The organism is Streptomyces manipurensis, assembly GCF_049570255.1.
Classification (GTDB): domain Bacteria; phylum Actinomycetota; class Actinomycetes; order Streptomycetales; family Streptomycetaceae; genus Streptomyces; species Streptomyces manipurensis.
Map to the genome: position 1 here is coordinate 4,810,430 of NZ_CP186950.1, position 18,904 is coordinate 4,829,333.

Annotated in this window: 10 protein-coding genes; 8 read left to right on the forward strand and 2 right to left on the reverse strand. The window is 75.3% G+C overall.

From position 1 onward, the window contains the following. Positions 1-224: 224 nt before the first annotated feature. The 5 genes from ACPU2J_RS22430 to moeZ all read left to right on the forward strand — a co-directional run bounded on the left by ACPU2J_RS22430 (position 225) and on the right by moeZ (position 6,250). On the forward strand, positions 225-1,841 hold the full coding sequence (locus tag ACPU2J_RS22430; protein WP_423833884.1) for a DUF3492 domain-containing protein: 1,617 nt from the start codon (positions 225-227) through the stop codon (positions 1,839-1,841). Continuing rightward, positions 1,838-3,115, forward strand: a complete 1,278-nt coding sequence (locus ACPU2J_RS22435) for a hypothetical protein (protein ID WP_420079677.1) — start codon at positions 1,838-1,840, stop codon at positions 3,113-3,115. Before ACPU2J_RS22430 ends, ACPU2J_RS22435 begins: the two co-directional genes overlap by 4 nt. Before the next feature lie 136 nt (positions 3,116-3,251). Next, positions 3,252-4,265 carry an NAD-dependent epimerase/dehydratase gene (locus ACPU2J_RS22440; RefSeq protein WP_361605398.1) on the forward strand — a complete coding sequence of 338 codons (1,014 nt, stop codon included), beginning with the start codon at positions 3,252-3,254 and terminating at the stop codon, positions 4,263-4,265. Beyond that, positions 4,253-5,008, forward strand: coding sequence for a spherulation-specific family 4 protein (locus ACPU2J_RS22445; protein WP_365069709.1), 756 nt, complete (start codon positions 4,253-4,255; stop codon positions 5,006-5,008). The genes ACPU2J_RS22440 and ACPU2J_RS22445 overlap by 13 nt, the downstream gene beginning before the upstream one ends. A gap of 63 nt (positions 5,009-5,071) precedes the next feature. Beyond that, a complete protein-coding gene (moeZ, locus tag ACPU2J_RS22450) occupies positions 5,072-6,250 on the forward strand; it encodes an adenylyltransferase/sulfurtransferase MoeZ (protein ID WP_361605392.1) in 1,179 nt (392 codons plus the stop codon). A gap of 111 nt (positions 6,251-6,361) precedes the next feature. On the opposite strand, the gene ACPU2J_RS22455 is transcribed toward moeZ, so the two are convergent. Both ACPU2J_RS22455 and ACPU2J_RS22460 read right to left on the reverse strand, forming a co-directional pair. Beyond that, entirely contained in the window at positions 6,362-7,969 is a 1,608-nt protein-coding gene (locus ACPU2J_RS22455) for an alpha/beta hydrolase (protein ID WP_423833886.1), read from the reverse strand. A gap of 125 nt (positions 7,970-8,094) precedes the next feature. Next, positions 8,095-11,025 (reverse strand): lysylphosphatidylglycerol synthase transmembrane domain-containing protein, encoded by a 2,931-nt coding sequence (locus ACPU2J_RS22460; RefSeq protein WP_423833887.1) that lies wholly within the window; start codon positions 11,023-11,025, stop codon positions 8,095-8,097. A gap of 119 nt (positions 11,026-11,144) precedes the next feature. On the opposite strand from ACPU2J_RS22460, the gene ACPU2J_RS22465 reads away from it, so the two are divergent. The 3 genes from ACPU2J_RS22465 to ACPU2J_RS22475 all read left to right on the forward strand — a co-directional run bounded on the left by ACPU2J_RS22465 (position 11,145) and on the right by ACPU2J_RS22475 (position 18,898). After that, positions 11,145-11,495 (forward strand): MGMT family protein, encoded by a 351-nt coding sequence (locus ACPU2J_RS22465; RefSeq protein ID WP_423833888.1) that lies wholly within the window; start codon positions 11,145-11,147, stop codon positions 11,493-11,495. Positions 11,496-11,678: 183 nt separating this feature from the next. Further along, positions 11,679-15,206 carry an ATP-dependent helicase gene (locus ACPU2J_RS22470; protein ID WP_423834996.1) on the forward strand — a complete coding sequence of 1,176 codons (3,528 nt, stop codon included), beginning with the start codon at positions 11,679-11,681 and terminating at the stop codon, positions 15,204-15,206. Between the two features lie 101 nt (positions 15,207-15,307). After that, positions 15,308-18,898 (forward strand): ATP-dependent DNA helicase, encoded by a 3,591-nt coding sequence (locus tag ACPU2J_RS22475; RefSeq protein ID WP_423833889.1) that lies wholly within the window; start codon positions 15,308-15,310, stop codon positions 18,896-18,898. The last annotated feature ends 6 nt before the right edge of the window (positions 18,899-18,904 follow it).

An 18,904-nucleotide genomic window follows, 5' to 3' on the forward strand; every position in this document is an offset into this window, starting at 1 on the left:
GGGACCGCGGAGCTTCAGCGTGCAGCGGCGCCCTCCGGCTTTCTGAGACCGTACTTCTAGCGTGCTCGAACGCGAACCGTACGGGAAAGTTACGACTCTTCACCCCTTCCGGTGGCGCGACGGACAACCGTCCGTCGCGCCTCCGGCGCATCCGCTTGAGTTCTCCCGCGGCTGGTCGCCCGACCGCCCGCGACCGCCTCAACGGGAGATCGGGGGTGCCACTCGTGCGGATCGGACTGCTCACGGACGGCGGATATCCGTATGCGACGGGGGAGTCGGGGCCGTGGTGCGACCGGCTCGTGCGCGGGCTCCCGCAGCACGAGTTCGAGCTGTACGCGCTGAGCCGCAGCGCCGAACAGGAACGCGCCCGGGTCCCGCTCCCCGACCACGTCACCCAGGTCCGCACCGCCGCCCTGTGGGCCCCCGCCGACGACGGCCGGACCTACTCCCGGCGCGAGCGCCGGCGGTTCACGGACTGCTTCGGGGAACTGGTCCGCGGGATCTGCGCCGGACTGCCCGACCCCTTCGCCGCCGGACTCTACGGACTGGCCGAACTCGCCCGGGACCAGGGCGGGTTGTACGCCGCCCTGCGCTCCGAGGCGGCGGTGCGCGCGCTGGAGTCCGCCTGCCGGGCCCCCGGCGCGAACCGTGCCGTGCAGGCCGCACAGGTCGCCGACCTCCTCGACTTCGCCGATGCGCTCGAGGTCATGCTGCGGCCGCTGTCCCTCGACTGGTACGAGGCGGACGCCCCGGGCGAGGGGCTCGGCGCGGCCGACATCTGCCACGCGACGGCGGGCGGGGTCGCGGCCCTCCCCGGCCTGCTGGCCAAACGCTTCTTCGGGGTGCCCCTGCTCGTCACCGAGTACGGAGTCCAGCTGCGCACCCACTACCTGACGCACCTCGCGGCCGGACCCGACCAGGGACCCCGCCCCGCCGTACGGGCCCTGCTCGGCGCCTTCCACCTGCGGCTCGCCACGGAGATCTACGCCAGGGCCGACTTCCTCACCCCCGGCAACACGCACGCCCGCCGCTGGCAGGAGCGCTGCGGAGCCACCCGTGACCGGCTGCGCACCGTCCACCCGGGGATGGAGGCGGACCGATTCGCCGCCGTCGGGGAGGGCGCGGACTGCGGGGACCCGGACACGCTGGTCTGGGTCGGGCGGATGGAACCGGCCAAGGACATCGTCGCCCTGCTGCACGCCTTCGCCGAGGTCCGTCGGGCCGAACCCCGCACCCGGCTGCGGCTCTTCACCCTCTCCGCCGACCCGGGCTACCTCGCGGACTGCCGCTCGCTCGCCGCGCAGCTGTTCCCCGACGAGGCCGCCGACCGCGTCACCGCCGGGGAGAACCCGGTGACCTTCGAGGAGATCGGCGGCCCCGAGGTGCCCTCCACGGCGGAGGCCTACGGGGCCGGACGGGCCGTCGTGCTGTCCTCCGTGATCGAGGGTTTCCCGCTCACCCTTGCCGAGGCCATGTTCTGCGGGAGGGCCACGGTCTCCACCGACGTGGGCGCCGTGCGCGAGGTCATCGGAGGCACCGGCCTCGTCGTCCCGCCGCGCAATCCGTCGGCCCTGGCCGAAGCCTGCCTGTCCCTGCTGGGCGACCCCGAACGCGCCCGGCGGCTCGGCGCCGCCGCCCGGGCCCGGGCCCTGGAGCTGTTCACCGTCGAACAGAACGTGGCCGCGTTCCAGGAGATCTACCTGAGGCTCCTGGCCCGGGGGTCCGAACGGCCCGACGGCGCGGTCCCCTTCGCCCGGCCGCCCGAGGCGCGGGTACCGGGGCACTGGACCAGCCCGACCTGGGCGCCGGGCCCGGACGCGAACTCGGAGGCCGCCGTATGACCACCGCCGACCCGTCCGCCCCGGCGGCGCCGCAGTCCGCCCCGCCGTCCCCGCTGCCGTCAGCCCCGGCCACCGACCGGGCCGCGCACCTCCCCGGCCCGACCGCGCCGCCGTCCGCACCGGCCGTGGCGGTCCCCGCCCCGGCGGCCGGTGGCGTACGGACGCCCGGGCCGTCCGCCGGTCCCCGCGCCGTCCGGGTCCTGCCGCCCTCCGGACCGCCGCCCGGCGCGGAGCCGCAGGCCGGCCCGCCCACCCCGGACGACCGCACCGCCGGGCCCGGCACCGACGCGTCCGGCACGTCCGACGCGCCGGTCGCCGCCGACGGCAGCCACGAGGCCGCGGTGGCCGGTACGGCCGGCGCCGACGTGCCCCCCGCGCCGCGCACCGGCGACGGCGGGATCACCCGCGCCGTCGCGCCCCCGGCCCGCCGGAGGGCCGGCGCGGACCCCGTCAAGGCCCTCCTCCACCGGCACCGGGAGCTGTGCGAACGCGCCGTGGACCCCCTGGAGATCGCCGCCGGACTGGAGGCCCACGGCATCACCGACCGCACCGCCGCGCGCTTCCGGCACCGGGACGTCTTCTCCCTCGCCGAGGAGCTGTACGCCCGGACCCCCCGCACGGAGACGGCCGCCACCGCTCCCGTCCGCACCGCCGCCGGGCCGGCCGCCCACCGGGCCTTCGGCCTCGCCCTGCTCCCCGGGGCGCTCGCGCTGGCCGCGGCCGCCTCCGGGCAGGCCTGGACCGGTCCCGCCGCCGTGGCCGCCACCGTCGCCGCGCTGGTCCGGCCCGGCCGGGCCGCCGGATCCCGGTTCCCGTGGCTCGCGCACCTGCTCGCCGCCGCCGTCTGCGGCTGGGCCGCGCACCGCCACGGTCCGGCCCTCGCGGTCGGCCTCGCCCTGGCCGTGGCCCCCGGACACCTGGCCGCCGTCGCCTTCGCCGCCGCGGCGCGGTCCCGACTCCACGCGAGCCGCGTCCTGGAGGACTTCACCTTCGGGGTGAGGCCGCTGCTGGTCGCCGCCGCGGTGGCCTTCACCGCGGCCGCCGCCGGGGCGGCCGCACTCGCCGAGGCACCGCTCCCCGTGGCCGTCCCGCTCGCCCTGCTGCTCTTCCTCACCCGGCTGCTGCTCCGGCACGGTGCCCGCCGCGAGCCCGTCGCCGCGGCCCTCGCGCTCGCCCTCGTCCCGCTCCCGGCCGCGGCCGCCGCCGCGGCGGCCGGACTCCTCCTCCACGCCGTCCTCGCCCTGTCCCGCGCCTCCGCGCACGCCAGGGCCTGACCTCCCGGGGCCGCCACCGGCCTTCGGAGCCGGCCCGGGGCACTCGACCCGTCCCCTTCCCCCCGACCCACTCACCCGCCCGTCCGCAAGGAGACACCGACATGACCGGCCAGCCAACCGACCAAGGGGGCACACGATGAGGGTGCTGCTGATCGGAGCCAACGGATACCTCGGCCGCTACGTCGCCGACCGGCTCCTCGCCGACCCCGCCGTACAGCTCACCGCGCTCGGCCGCGGCGACGACGCCGACGTCCGCTTCGACCTCGCCACCGGCAGCCCGGGAGCGCTCACCCGCTTCCTCGACGCCGTCCACCCGGGCGTCGTCATCAACTGCGCCGGGGCCACCAGGGGCGGAGCCCGCGAGCTCACCCGGCACAACACCGTCGCCGTCGCCACGATCTGCGAGTCGCTGCGCCGCAGCGGCTGCGGGGCCCGGCTGGTGCAGCTCGGCTGCGCCGCGGAGTACGGGCCCAGCCAGCCGGGATCGTCCACGGCCGAGGACGCCGTCCCGAGACCCGGCGGACCGTACGGCGTCAGCAAACTGGCCGCCACCGAACTGGTGCTGGGCTCGGGCCTGGACGCGGTCGTCCTGCGGATCTTCTCGCCCGTGGGCCCCGGCACCCCCGCCGGATCCCCCCTCGGCCGGCTCGCCGAGGCCATGCGCCGGGCGATGCAGTCCGGCGACGGCGAGCTCAAGCTCAGCGGACTCGGCGTGCAGCGCGACTTCGTGGACGTACGGGACGTGGCGCGCGCCGTGCACGCCGCCTCGCTGTCGGCCGCCCAGGGCGTGGTCAACATCGGCACCGGCCGCGCGGTCCGGCTCCGGGACGCGGCCTCCGTGCTGGCCCGGGTCGCCGGGTACGGCGGCGCCCTGCACGAGCTGGACGTACCGCACGGCGGCCCGCACGGACCCCAGCAGGGGCACGGGCACCCCGGCCGCCCCGGGCTCGGCTCCATCGGCTCGCCGCGCGCCGAGGCCACGGCCGAACAGCTCACCGCCGCCCCCCAGTCGTACCCCTACCCCGACGGCTGCGGTGCCTGGCAGCAGGCGGACGTCCGCACCGCCCGGGACCGGCTCGGCTGGCGGCCCCGGATCGGCCTGGAGGAGTCGCTCGCCGACATCTGGATGGAGGCGGCGTGCCGCATCTGACCACGCCGCCGGGGGCCGTGGCCGGTGCCGCGACCGAGGCGGGCCGGCTCGGCCTGGGCATCCCCGGCTACGCCCACCCGCTCCTCGCGCCCGTGGAATGGGCCGAGCTGACCCGCCCCGGCACCCCGCTGCACTGGGCCGTGCTGAACGTCTCGGACGGCCCGGGCGGGCGGCCCGACCCGCACTGCACGGAAGCCGCCGCGAAGCTGCGCGGCGCGGGCGGCCGCATCCTCGGGCATCTCGCGATGCGGGACGGTTCGCGGTCCTTCGGGGAGCTGGTCTCCGACGCCCACCGCTTCCGCGACTGGTACGGGGTCGGCGGCTTCTACCTGGCCGGCACCCCGGCCGACAAGGAGGACCTGGCCGCCGTCTGCCGGGTGGTGGACGCCCTGCGCGGACTCGGGTCCGACCTGAAGATCGTGCTCGGGCACGGCACGCACCCGTACGAGGGCTACGCCGAGGCCGCCGACCAGCTGGTCACCTTCTCCGGGGCGTGGGCCGACTACCGCTGGTCGCAGGTCGCGGAGTGGACGGCCGACCATCCGGCGGAGCGGTTCTGCCACCTCGTCCACGGCGTTCCGCGCACCCACCTGGAGGAGGCGATGCGGGTCGCGCGGTGGCAGGGCGCCGGCACGATCTGGTTCACCGACCGGCGTGCGGTCCAGGACCGCGACCCGTGGGCCTCCATGCCCGGCTACTGGGACGAAATCGTCTCACGCATCGGGACGGGTGTCTTGGAATGAAGAGGGGCGTGGCAGTGTTACGGGGAGAACCACCTTTGAGTCGTAACCATCTACGGAGTCCCCGTGTCGCTGCCACCCCTGGTCGAGCCGGCTGCTGAGCTCACCGTTGACGAGGTCCGTCGGTACTCCCGCCACCTGATCATCCCGGACGTCGGGATGGACGGCCAGAAGCGCCTGAAGAACGCCAAGGTGCTCGCCGTGGGAGCGGGCGGCCTCGGTTCTCCCGCCCTCATGTACCTGGCCGCGGCCGGCGTGGGCACGCTGGGCATCGTGGAGTTCGACGAGGTCGACGAGTCGAACCTGCAGCGCCAGATCATCCACAGCCAGTCCGACATCGGCCGTTCCAAGGCCGAGTCGGCCCGCGACAGCGTGCTGGGCATCAACCCGTACGTGAACGTGGTCCTTCACGAAGAGCGGCTCGAGGCCGAGAACGTGATGGAGATCTTCAGCCAGTACGACCTCATCGTCGACGGCACGGACAACTTCGCCACGCGCTACCTGGTCAACGACGCCTGCGTCCTGCTGAACAAGCCGTACGTGTGGGGTTCGATCTACCGCTTCGACGGCCAGGCCTCGGTCTTCTGGTCCGAGCACGGCCCCTGCTACCGCTGCCTCTACCCGGAGCCCCCGCCGCCGGGCATGGTTCCGAGCTGCGCCGAGGGCGGCGTGCTGGGCGTGCTCTGCGCGTCCATCGGCTCGATCCAGGTCACCGAGGCCATCAAGGTCCTCACGGGTGTCGGCGAGCCGCTGGTCGGCCGTCTGATGATCTACGACGCCCTGGAGATGCAGTACCGCCAGGTGAAGGTCCGCAAGGACCCCGACTGCGCGGTCTGCGGGCCGAACGCGACCGTCACCGAGCTCATCGACTACGAGGCCTTCTGCGGCGTCGTGTCGGAGGAGGCCCAGGAGGCCGCGGCCGGTTCGACGATCACTCCCAAGCAGCTCAAGGAGTGGATCGACGACGGCGAGAACATCGAGATCATCGACGTCCGCGAGATCAACGAGTACGAGATCGTCTCGATCCCGGGCGCCAAGCTCATCCCCAAGGGCGAGTTCCTCATGGGCACCGCCCTCCAGGACCTCCCGCAGGACAAGCGCATCGTCTTGCACTGCAAGACGGGTGTCCGCAGTGCGGAAGTCCTCGCCGTCCTGAAGTCCGCGGGCTTCTCGGACGCGGTGCACGTCGGCGGCGGCGTCATCGGCTGGGTCCACCAGATCGAGCCGGACAAGCCCGTCTACTAGCGGACGCGTACGGCGACGCGGTCCGGACATCGGCCGCGAACCGTCTTCGAACGAAGGGGTGCCCCTGCCCGGGGGCGCCCCTTCGGCGTACGGGCGGCGTCCGTCCCCGGCTCAGGCGCCCAGGGGGGCCGCCGGTTCCGACGGCGGGGCCGAGGAGTCCGGGGTCGGGGTCGGGGCCGCCGTGCAGACGGTGCCGTCCGCGGGCACCTTCCCGTCCAGCAGGTAGGAGTTGACCGCCTGCTGCACGCACGGGTCCCCGCTGTTGTACGCGCCGTGCCCCTGGCCCTTGTAGGTGAGCTCCACCCCGACACCCGGCCCGAGGCGCTCGACCATCTTGCGGGCCCCCTCGTACGGGGTCGCCGGGTCACCGGTGTTGCCGATCACCACGATCGGGGCGGCTCCGGGGGCCGAGACGTCGGGGGTCTCCCAGGTCCCGGGGACGGGCCAGCCGGTGCAGCTCATCATGGCCCAGCCGAGGAAGTCGCCGAAGACCGGCGAGGCGGCGCGGAAGGCGGGCAGCTTCGCCTTCGTCTGCTCCAGCGTGTAGCGGTCCTTCGAGTCCACGCAGTTGATCGCCGTGTTGGCCGCGCCGATGTTGCTGTAGTTGCCGTTCTGGTCGCGGCCGTTGAGCGAGTCCGACAGGGCCATCAGCAGCTGGCCCTGGCCGCCCTGGGCCTCGTCGATGCCCTGCTCCAGCAGCGGCCACAGCTCCTGGGAGTACAGGGCCTGCGCGATGCCGTTCGTCGCCGAGGACTCGGTGAGCATCCGGTCGCCGATGCCGGGGACGGGCTTGGCGGCCAGCTGCTTCTGGAGCCGGACGACGTTGTCCTCGATCTCCTTGGCGGTGCTGCCCTGGAGCCGGCACTCGTCGCCCCGGTCCACGCAGTCCTGCGCGAAGTTGTCCAGGGCCAGCTGGAATCCCTTCGCCTGGCCGAGGGCCCCCTCCTCCGAGGTCTTGGTCGGGTCGACGACGGCGTCGAAGACGGCCCGGCCGACCCGTTCGGGGAAGAGGTGGGCGTAGACCCCGCCGAGCTCGGTGCCGTAGGAGATGCCGAAGTAGTTCAGCTTGTCGTCGCCGAGGGCCTGCCGGATCCGGTCGAGGTCGCGGGCGGCGTTCTCGGTGCCGACGTAGGGGAGCACCTTGCCGGAGTTCGCCTTGCAGGCCTCCTGGTAGGCGCGGGTGTTGTCGATGTACTGCTTCTGCGCCTCGGGGGTGTTGGGGGAGGAGTCGGAGGCGTAGTAGGAGTCGAGCTGCTTGTCGTCCAGGCACAGGACGGGGTCGCTGCGGCCCACGCCTCGGGGGTCGAAGCTGACGAGGTCGTAGCGTTCGCGCAGGGCCTCGTACTCCTCGGCGGCGCCGGGCAGCGTGGTGATCCCGGAACCGCCGGGACCGCCGAAGTTGAACACGAGCGAGCCCAGCCGGTTGTCCTGGTCCCGCGCCTTGGCCCGGATCAACGCGAGAGGAATCGTTTCTCCCTCGGGCTTCGCGTAGTCGAGCGGCACATGGAGCGTGGCGCACTGCCAGTCCTTGGGCGGGGCCTGCCCGCCGCCCTCGGCGGCGGTCGGGGCCTCGCAGTCCCCCCACTTCAGGGGTGGTGCTCCCTCGGTGCCGCCGGCTTTGGGCGCCTTCTCCTCCCCGCTGTCGGAACAGCCACTGGTACCGGCTGCCCCGGCGACGAGAGCAACGGCGACGGCGACCCGCAGGAGGTATCTCGACATGCCCCCATCCTGCGCGCCCCCGCCGCCGCCCGCCCCCGAGCTGACCCTTTCGGGTGGCGCCCCCGCCGGACGTCTGCGCCGGGGCCGCGGGCGGAGCCCCGTACCATCGCCTGCCGGGCCGGAGGCTAGATCGCTTCCTTGCGGGTCAGGAAGTTGAACGAGATCCAGCCCGGCAGGACCGGCAGCCAGAAGGTCATCAGGCGGAACAGCAGCACGGCCGAGATCGCGACCTCCTTCTCCAGGCCCGCCGCGATGAGACCCAGCGTCAGAGTCGTCTCCACCGCGCCCATACCGCCGGGTGTGGGCGCCGCCGAGCCCAGCGCGTTGCCCGCCAGGAAGACCACCGCGATGCTCGCGTAGCTGATCGCCTCGCCGCCGCCGAACGCGCGGATCGACGCGTCCAGGCACATCACGAAGCAGCCGGTGAGCAGCAGCATCCCGCCGATGCCGGTGAGCAGCTTCTTCGGCCGCTGCAGCACGTCCAGCATGCGCGGCACCACGCCCGCGAACAGCGCCCGCACCCGGGTCACCACGAACTTCCGCAGGAACGGCACCGCCGTCACCACCAGCACCAGCACCGCGACCGTCAGGAGGCCCGCGATGACGGCCCGGGACGGCGTCATCTCGGGAGTCTTCTCGGTCCCGGTCAGATAGCCGAAGGACAGCAGCAGCAGGATGTGGCTCGCCAGTCCGAAGAGCTGCGAGGCACCCACGCTGGCGACCGCGAGGCCCGGCCGGACCCCCGCCCGCTGCAGGAACCGGGTGTTCAGTGCGACACCGCCGACGGCCGCCGGGGCGACCAGCTTCACGAAGGACCCGGCGACCTGGGCGACCACGGTCCGCAGGAACGGCACCCGTTCCGGCACGAAGCCCAGCAGGCTCATCGCCGCCGCGAAGTACGTCAGCGCCGAGAAGGCCAGGGCCGCGCCGACCCAGCCCCACTGCGCCTCGCCGATGATCGTCGCGAAGTCCACGTGCGCGAGCTGCGTCAGCAGGAAGTACGCGCCGAAGGCGCCCGCGATGAACGACACCAGGGTGCGCGGCCGGATCCGCTCCAGCCGGGCCGGCTCCACCGGGGCCTGCGGGCGGATCAGCAGCACCTGCCGGCGGATCTGGCTCAGCAGGTCCTCCTCGCGGGCCTCGTCCAGCGCGTCGTCGAGGGCCCGCTTCTCGGCCTTGCGCTCCGCGGCGGCCGAGGTCGGGGCCGAGGGGGCCGCGGCCCCCGCCTCGCGGGCCGCCTTGGCCGCGCGCGAGGACTCCAGCACGGCCTCCCGTTCGCGCTCCGCCCGTTCCCGCGCCAGCCTGCGCAGCGTCGCCCGGGTGGAACGGCTCAGCGCGATCGGCTGGAGCAGCGGGAGGCAGTCCGCCACGATGTCCGGGCCGAGCACCGACACCGCCGAGGTCACCGAGCGCTCCGCGCCGACCCGCAGGCCGAGCGTGGCCAGCAGCTGGGCCACGTCCATGCGCAGCACCAGGTCGCCCGCGGCGATCTCGCCGCCCCGGAGGTCGGTGAGCGTCACGTTGCCGGAACGATCCACCACCAGCGCGTCCCCGGTGAGCCTGCGGTGGGCGATCCGCCGCGACTGCAGGGCGTGCACCTGTTCCCACGCGTTGCGGATCAGCCCGTCGGTGATCTCCTCGTCGGGCAGGGCGTCCAGGGGACGGCCGCCGAGGTGCTCGTAGACCAGCATCACCGCGTCCGGGCCGAGCTCGGAGGTGGCGATCAGCTTCGGGGCGTTCGCCCCGGCCGCGATGGCCGCGTACGCGAGGAGCGCCTCCTGCTCCAGGGCCTGGCGCAGCGACTGGATGCTGCGGCCGGTGGTGATGCCGCGCAGGGTGAGCCGGCGCCAGACCCGGTAGAAGAAGCCCTGTGCCTGCTGCTCGCGGTCGACGACGGTGACGTCGAGCGGCGGACCGTCCTCCAGGGTGACGTGGTAGCGCCGTCCGCGGTCGCCGACCTCGGCCGCCTCCGGGCCCCCCGGCATCTCGGCGCGGGTCGCGCTGACCGGCTGGAAGCCGACGCGGCGCAGGCCGGCGAGGAGGTTCTGGCCGGTGGGGCGGACGTTGGGGGAGCCGACGGCGTAGAGGGTCCCGTAGGCGACGCTCCAGCCGATCAGCACGGTGAGGATGATCGAGAAGGGGGTGGTGTAGCCGTTGACCAGCATGGTCAGCGCGTTGAGCAGCAGGACCACCCACAGGGCGACGCGCCAGTGGGGCCTGCGGGTCATGCCGACCGCGGTCATGTACGCGATCACCGGAGCGAGGTAGCCGTGCACCGGGTCGGTGAGGGTCCCGCCGCCCGCGGGACGGGTCAGGGCGTCCTGGATGGTGTCGGGGGCCGCCTGGGAGACCCACAGGTCGGTGGCGAGGGTGACACCGTGCGCGAGGACCGCGGCGAGCACGCCGTCGGCGATGCGCAGGCCGTCGCGTTTGATGAGGCGCTCGATGGCGAAGGCCACGGGGAGCAGCAGCACCGCGATGCTGGAGACCAGCGCGGCGACCTTGATGAGCAGGTCGGGCGCCTGGCCGGTGCCCTTGGTGATGTCCTCCTCCAGCCCGACGGTGGTGCCGTGGGCGAAGGCGGCGATGCCGAGGAGGACGGCGATCCCGAGGATGCCGACGAGGAGGCGGACCAGGTCGGAGGGCCGGTGCACGCGGGCGGCGAGGAGCGGTTCGTCCACCTCGACGGGGTCGGCGGCCGCGGCGGCGTGGCCGTGCGGCCCTTCGGCGCCCGCACCGTCCTCGGTGGGGGACCCGGATCCGGCTGCCGTGCCGTCGTCGGAGCGCCGGGCCTTGCGGCGGCGCTTCGCCCGGGGCGGCGCGGCGGGTTGCGCGGCAGGCTCGGCGACGGGGTCCGGGCCCGGCTCCGCGGCGGTTTCCGGGAGGGGCTCCGGGAGCGGCCGGGGGAGCCCGCCCGGGTCGCTGCCGGGACGGTCCTGGGGGCGGCGGGCGTGGCCGTCGTCGGGGCGTGCGCCGTCGTCCGCCGGCGCGCCTTCCGGAGGGCTCACACCCTGCTCCTTCGTCGTCACATCCGTCTCTTCTTGATCACGTATCACCAGTCACCGCCCGGAAGATGGTGGCACGGACCGAGCGGCCATGAGGGCATCAGGGTGCGCGCCGGTCCGGAACCACAACTTCCACCGGGGGGTGTCCGGCGTACTGCACCATGTGCCGAATGAGCGAAGAGCTGCCCGCGTACGCGGAGCGCGTACTGGAGGCCGTCGAGAGTATTCCGTCCGGCCGGGTGATGACATACGGCGACGTCGCCGAATGGCTCGGCGAGGGCGGACCGCGCCAGGTCGGCCGCGTCATGGCCCTCTACGGAGGGGCCGTGCCCTGGTGGCGCGTGGTCCGAGCGGACGGCATGCCGCTGCCCGGCCACGAGCGGCGCGCCCTGGAGCACTACCGCACGGAGGCCACCCCGCTGCGCCTGACCGCGCAGGGCCGGCCCCGGCTGGACATGCGCCGGGCGCGCTGGGACGGGGACCCCGGAGGAGACGGCGGACGCGACGAGGCTCACACCTGACAGCTTCGGCCATGCGCGGCCCGGACGGGCCATCGGGCGACGGCGCGAACGCCCGTACGGGGTACCCGGGGGGACTGCGCGGTACGGGCCGGTTGCCGTAGCGTTGCCCCTTCGGCTTCCGCGCGAGCCGGCACGGCACCACCGCCCCACCCCGCAGACCCACCAGGACCGGCACCTCACGTGATCACCTCTTCCTCCGACCGCACCGAACGGCGGCACACGCGGACCACCGACGCGTACCGCCTCGTGCGCACCGGGCCGGAACGGGTGGATCCCCCTGTGCTGGACGCAGCGCAGCGGGCGGTGGTTGACCACGCGCACGGACCGCTGCTGGTCCTGGCCGGACCGGGCACCGGGAAGACGACCACGCTGGTGGAGGCCGTGACGGCCCGGGTGGAGGCGGGCACCGACCCGTCCCGGATCCTCATCCTCACCTTCAGCCGCAAGGCGGCCGTGGAACTGCGCGACCGGGCCGCCCTGCGGCTGGGCGGAGCACGGGCCCCGCAGGCCACCACCTTCCACTCCTTCTGCTACGGCCTGGTCCGCGCCCACCAGGACACCGACCTGTTCGCCGACCCGCTGCGGCTGCTGTCCGGACCCGAGCAGGACGTCATGGTCCGCACCCTCCTGGAGGGCCAGCGCCGCATCCGCTCCATCCGCTGGCCCGACGACCTGCGGGCCGCGCTCACCACGCGCGGCTTCGCCGACGAGGTCCGGGCCGTCCTGGCCCGCGCCCGCGAGCTGGGCCTCGGCCCGCAGGCCCTCGCCTCCTTCGCCGACCGCATCGGACGGCCCGACTGGAAGGCGGCGGCCGCCTTCCTCTCCGAGTACCTGGACGTCCTGGACATGCAGGGCACCCTGGACTACGCCGAACTCCTGCACCGGGCGGTGCTCCTCGCGGAACGCACGCCCGCCCTGGCCTCCGCGTACGACGCGATCTTCGTCGACGAGTACCAGGACACGGACGCCTCGCAGCTGCGGCTGCTGCGCGCCCTGACCGGCCCCGGAGGCACGCTCGTCGCCTTCGGCGACCCCGACCAGTCGATCTACGCCTTCCGCGGCGCCGACATCAACAACACCCTGGACTTCGCCTCCTCCTTCCCGGGCGCGCAGGTGAAGGCCCTGACCGTCGGCCGCCGCTCCGGAGCCGGCCTGCTCGCCGCCACCCGGCTGCTGGCCACCCGGATGCCCCTGCCCCGCCTCCCGGCCGCCGCGGTCCGGGCCCACCGCGACCTGCGCGCCGTACGGGACGGGGGCCGGGTGGAGGTCTTCACGTACCCGACGGCCGGCGCCGAGCTGGACAACATCGCCGACATCCTGCGCCGGGCGCACCTGGAGGACGGCGTGCCCTGGCAGGACATGGCCGTCCTGGTCCGCTCGGGCGGCCGCACCCTCCCCTCGATGCGGCGCGCCCTGATCGCGTCGGGCGTCCCGGTGGAGACGGACGGCACGGACACCCCCCTGCGCCACGAACCGGCGGTGGCCCCGCTGCTGACCGCCCTGCGCCTGACGGCGACCCCCCTGACGGCGCCCGCGTCCCCGGAGGACGCCGACGCGGGTCCGGGCCCGGAACAGGACCCGGAACAGGCCCCGGACGATGCCGCCGACGCCGCCGACACGGCGCCGACCGAGACCGGCTCCGGCTCCGCCTCCGGCCTCGACGACCGGACGGACCCCGCCGCCCCGGACACCGGCGCCGAGGACGCGACGGGCCCCGGCGACGGCCCCGTACCGGCAGCGGACGCCGACCCGGCTGACGACCCGCGCGCCGACCCGGACGCCGACGGCCCGGCCGCCCCGGCCGACCCCGCCGGAGGCCACCCGGCGCATCCGGCCGGAGCCGAGGGCGTCGAGGCCGCCATCGAGCTGCTCACCTCGCCCCTCGGCGGGATGGACGCCGCCGACCTGCGGCGGCTCGGCCGCGCCCTGCGCGACGAGGAGCGGGCCGCGGGCGTCAAGGTCCCCGCACCCTCCGACGTGCTGCTCGCCCGCGCCCTCGCCGAGCCCGAACGCCTCACCGCCCACGACCCCGCGTACGCCCGCGGCGCCCAGCGCCTCGGCCTGCTCCTGCGCAAGGCCCGCGAGCTGCTCCAGGGCGGCGGCACCGCCGAGGAGGCCCTGTGGGTCCTCTGGGACGGCACGCCCTGGCCGCAGCGCCTGGAGCGCAACGCCCGCCGCGGCGGCGCGGCCGGCCGCAACGCCGACCGCGACCTCGACGCCGTCTGCGCCCTCTTCGACACCGCCGCCCGCGCCGAGGAGCGCACCGGCGGCCGCGGCGCCCTCAACTTCCTCGAACAACTGGAGGCGGAGGACATCGCCGCCGACACGTTGACGGCCCGTGCCACCCGCCCCGACGCGGTCCGCCTGATGACCGCCCACCGCTCCAAGGGCCTGGAGTGGTCCCTCGTCGTGGTCGCCGGGGTCCAGGAGGGACTGTGGCCCGACCTGCGCCGCCGCGGCTCCCTGCTGGAGGCCGACCGGATCGGCCGCGACGGCCTCGCCGAGCCCCTCACCCCCGGCGCCCTCCTCGCCGAGGAGCGCCGCCTGTTCTACGTCGCCGCCACCCGCGCCCGCGACCGGCTCGTGGTCACGGCCGTCAAGGCCCCCGCCGAGGACGGCGACCAGCCCTCCCGCCTGCTCACCGAGCTCGGCGTCACCCCGAAGGACGTCGGCGGCCGCCCCCGCCGCCCCCTCGCCGTGCCGGCGCTCGTCGCCGAGCTGCGGGCCACCACCGTGGACCCGGAAGCCTCGCCCGCCCTGCGCGACGCGGCCGCCCGCCGCCTCGCCCGGCTCGCCGCGCTCACCGACGACGAGGACCGCCCGCTGGTCCCGGCCGCGCACCCGCAGCGCTGGTGGGGCCTGTACGAGCCCACCCGCAGCAGCGTCCCGCTCCGCGACCGGGACCGGCCCGTCGCCCTCTCCGGCAGCGCCCTGGACCAGCTCGCCAACACCTGCTCCCTCCAGTGGTTCCTCGGCCGCGAGGTCAAGGCCGACAGCCCGTCCACCGCCGCCCAGGGCTTCGGCAACGTGGTCCACGTCCTCGCCGACGAGGTCGCCTCCGGCCGGACCCCCGCCGACCTGGCCGTCCTCATGGAACGCCTCGACTCCGTGTGGGACGCCCTCGCCTTCGACGCCCCCTGGAAGTCCCGCCAGGAGAAGGAGAACGCCCGCGCCGCCCTGGAACGCTTCCTGCGCTGGCACCACACCGACCGGGGCGGCCGCGAGGCCGTCGCCACGGAGCACGAGTTCGACGTCACGCTCGAAGCGGGCGACATCGCCGTCCGCATCCGCGGCTCCATGGACCGCGTCGAGGCGGACCCGCAGGGCCGTGCGTACGTCGTGGACTTCAAGACCGGCAAGTCGGCCCCCACCAAGGACGAGGTCGCCCGCCACCCGCAGCTCGCCGTCTACCAGCTCGCCGTGCGCGAAGGCGCCGTCGACGAGGTCTTCGACGGCCTGCGCCCCGCGCCCGGCGGCGCCGAGCTCGTCCAGCTCCGCCAGGGCGCCGCGCAGCGCGACGGCGGGGACACGGTCCCCAAGGTCCAGGCGCAGGAGCCGCTCGACGGGCAGTGGGTCGGCGACCTGCTCGCGACGGCCGCGGGACGGGTCCTGGACGAGCGTTTCGCCCCCGCCACCGGCCGACACTGCGACCACTGCTCCTTCCGCAGCGCGTGCAGCGCCCGCCCCGAGGGCCGCCAGACCGTGGAATAGCGGCCTCCCGCTCCCCTCCCGCACCGGTCCGGCCGGGCGGCGGCCGGTCCGCGGAGCGGACGGCGGCGGAGGGTGTCGGCGACGGCGGCTAGCCTTTTCACGTGTCCGCGCGTGCCCCCGTCCTCACCGACCCCGAGCAGCTGAAAGAGCTCCTCGGGATCCCCTTCACGCCCGAACAGATGGCCTGCGTCACCGCCCCGCCCGCCCCTCAGGTCGTCGTCGCCGGAGCCGGATCCGGCAAGACGACCGTCATGGCCGCCCGTGTGGTCTGGCTCGTCGGCACCGGCGCGGTGGCCCCCGAGCAGGTGCTCGGCCTCACCTTCACCAACAAGGCCGCCGGTGAGCTGGCCGAGCGCGTACGCGGCGCCCTGGCGCGGGCCGGCATCACCGACCCCGACCCCTCCCCGGCCGACGCCGGGGAGGCCGGCGGCGAGCCGCGCATCTCCACGTACCACGCCTTCGCCGGGCAGCTCCTGAAGGACCACGGCCTGCGCATCGGCCTGGAGCCCAGCTCCCGGCTGCTCGCCGACGCCACCCGCTTCCAGCTCGCCGCGAAAGTGCTCCGCGAGGCCCCCGGCCCCTACCCCTCGCTGACCAAGTCCGTCCCCGACCTCGTGGGCGACCTCCTCGCGCTCGACGCCGAACTCTCCGAGCACCTCGTGGACCCGGACGCCCTGCGCGCCCACGACACCGCCCTGCTGGACACCCTCGCCGGCACCCGGCTCACCAACGAGGAACTGCGCAAGATCCCCGGCGCCGTGCGCGGCCGCCTCGAACTGCTGGAGCTCGTCCGCCGCTACCGCGCCGCCAAACGCTCCCGCGACCTCTTCGACTTCTCCGACCAGATAGCCCTCTCCGCCCAGCTGGCCACCACCCGGCCCGAGGTCGGAGCGCTGCTGCGGGAGGAGTTCCGGGTGGTGCTGCTCGACGAGTACCAGGACACCTCGGTCGCGCAGCGGCTGCTGCTGTCCGGCCTCTTCGGCGCGGGCACCGGCCACGCCGTGACCGCCGTCGGCGACCCCTGCCAGGCCATCTACGGCTGGCGCGGGGCCTCCGTGGCCAACCTCGACGACTTCCCGGAGCACTTCCCGAACGCCGACGGCACCCCCGCCACCCGCCTCTCCCTCAGCGAGAACCGGCGCAGCGGCGGCCGCCTGCTCGACCTCGCCAACGGGCTCGCCGCCCCCCTGCGCGCCCTGCACGAAGGGGTGGAGGCGCTGCGCCCCGCGCCCGGGGCGGAGGCCGCCGGGCAGGTCCGCCTCGCCCTGCTGGAGACCCACGCCCAGGAGCTGGAGTGGCTCGCCGACTCCGTCGCGCACCTCGTGCGCACGGGGACGGAGCCGCGCGAGATCGCCGTCCTGTGCCGGTCCGCCGGCGACTTCGCGCAGATCCAGGCCGTGCTCGTGGACCGGGACGTCCCGGTGGAGGTCGTCGGCCTGTCCGGGCTGCTGCACCTGCCCGAGGTCGCGGACCTCGTCGCCGTCTGCGAGGTGCTCCAGGACCCGGGTGCCAACGCCTCCCTGGTCCGCCTCCTGATCGGCCCCCGCTGGCGGATCGGCGCGCGCGACCTGGCCCTGCTGGGCCGCCGGGCCCGGCTCCTGGTCGGCCGGACCCCGGCCGAGGCCGACCCGGACGAACGGCTCGCCGCCGCCGTGGAGGGCGTGGACCCCGCCGAGGTCGTGTCCCTCGCCGACGCCCTGGAGACCTTCCTCGACGGCGCCGGGCAGGCGCCCGACGAGCTGCCGTTCTCCGCCGACGCCCGGGTCCGCTTCGCGCACCTCGCCCAGGAGCTGCGCGACCTGCGGCGCTCCCTCGCCGACCCGCTGATGGACGTCCTGCACCGGGTGCTGTCCGCCACCGGCCTGGAGGTGGAGCTGTCCGCCTCCCCGCACGCGCTCGCCGCCCGCCGCCGCGAGACCCTGTCGAACTTCATGGACGTCGCCGCCGGGTTCGCCGCCCTCGACGGCGAGGCCACGCTCCTGGCCTTCCTGGCCTTCCTGCGGACGGCCGCCCGCTACGAGAAGGGGCTGGACCACGCGCTGCCGGGCGGCGAGAACACCGTCAAGGTGCTCACCGCCCACAAGTCCAAGGGCCTGGAGTGGGACGTGGTCGTCGTCCCCGACCTGTGCGCCGGGGCCTTCCCCAAGGAGAAGCCGCCGGAGGCCTGGACCTCCTACGCCAGGGTCCTCCCGTACGCGCTGCGCGGCGACGCCCCGACCCTGCCCGCCGACCCGGCCCTGACCTCGGCGGGCCTGAAGGCCTTCAAGACCGCCCTCAAGGACCACAAGGCGCTGGAGGAGCTGCGCCTCGGCTACGTGACCTTCACCCGCCCGCGCTCCCTCCTGCTGGCCTCCGGCCACTGGTGGGGACCGAGCCAGAAGAAGCGCCGCGGCCCGTCGGAGTTCCTGGAGGCCCTGTACGCGCACTGCGCGGCCGGCCACGGCGAGATCGAGGCCTGGGCCGAGGAGCCCGAACCGGCCGCGGAGAATCCGGCGCTGGCCGGCGGATCCGGCCCGGACCACTCCTGGCCGCTCCCGCTCGACCCGCACTCCCTCGCCCTGCGCAGGGCGGCGGCCGCCCTCGTCGAGTCCTACCTGGCGGCCCCCGTCCCGGCCCCGGCGCCCGCCCCGGCCGGGGACGACGAGGCCTACCTGTGGCCCCCGGACTGCGAGGACCCCTCCTACGAGGACGAGCCGTGGCCCCCGGACCCGGAGGACCCCTTCGGCGAGGAGCCGCCCGCCGCCGCCCCACGGACCGGCGCCGTCCCACCGCCGCGCGACGCCCGCGACGGCGCCCGCGACGAGGCCCGCGCGGCGGAGGCGTCCGCCGCACCGCGGGACCCGTGGGCCGACGAGGCCTGGGCGGCCGACGCCGAGGCGGCGCCGGCGCCCCGTCCGGCCGGCCCCGGTGCCGCGCCGCGGACCCGTACCGCAGAGACCGCCGCGGGCGCACCGCTCACGCCCGAGGACGCCCGCGCGATCGCCTCCTGGGACCGGGACCTCGACGCCCTGGAGGGCGAGCTGCGCCGTGCCCGCGCGGCCGTCCGCGACGTGGAGCTGCCCGGCGCCCTGTCCGCCAGCCAGCTGCTCCGGCTCGCCGCCGACGAGCAGGGCTTCGTACGCGACCTCGCCCGCCCCATGCCCAGGTCGCCGCAGCCGGCCGCCCGCCTGGGCACCCGCTTCCACGCCTGGGTCGAGTCCCGCTTCGACGAGCTCCCGCTGCCCTTCCTCGACGTCCTCGACCCCGTCGCCGACCTCCCCGGTGCTGGCTCGGACCAGGAGATCGCCGACGAGGCCGACCTCGAGGCGCTCAAGGCCGCCTTCGAACGCAGCCCGTACGCCGACCGGCCCCCGTACCGGATGGAGGCCCCGGTGCAGATCACCCTCGCCGGACGCGTCATCCGCGGCCGGATCGACGCCGTCTACCGGACCACCGGCGAGGACGGCGACGCGTACGAGATCGTCGACTGGAAGACGGGCCGCACCACCCAGGCCGATCCCCTCCAGCTCGCCGTCTACCGGCTGGCCTGGGCGGAGGCCACGGGCACCCCGCTCGACCGGGTCTCGGCCGCCTTCCTCCACGTCCGCAGCGGACGGGTGATCCGCCCCCGTGACCTGCCCGGACGGGCCCGCCTTGAGCGGATCCTCCAAGGCGAATCGGGCCCCGCCGGTGACCGGCGGACGGACGGCTAGGCTCGG

Excerpts from the sequence above, each read along its gene's own strand:
- ACPU2J_RS22455 (WP_423833886.1), bottom strand. The coding sequence starts at position 7,969 with ATGTCGAGATACCTCCTGCGGGTCGCCGTCGCCGTTGCTCTCGTCGCC.
- ACPU2J_RS22435 (WP_420079677.1), top strand. The coding sequence starts at position 1,838 with ATGACCACCGCCGACCCGTCCGCCCCGGCGGCGCCGCAGTCCGCCCCG.
- ACPU2J_RS22465 (WP_423833888.1), top strand. The coding sequence starts at position 11,145 with ATGAGCGAAGAGCTGCCCGCGTACGCGGAGCGCGTACTGGAGGCCGTC.
- ACPU2J_RS22440 (WP_361605398.1), top strand. The coding sequence starts at position 3,252 with ATGAGGGTGCTGCTGATCGGAGCCAACGGATACCTCGGCCGCTACGTC.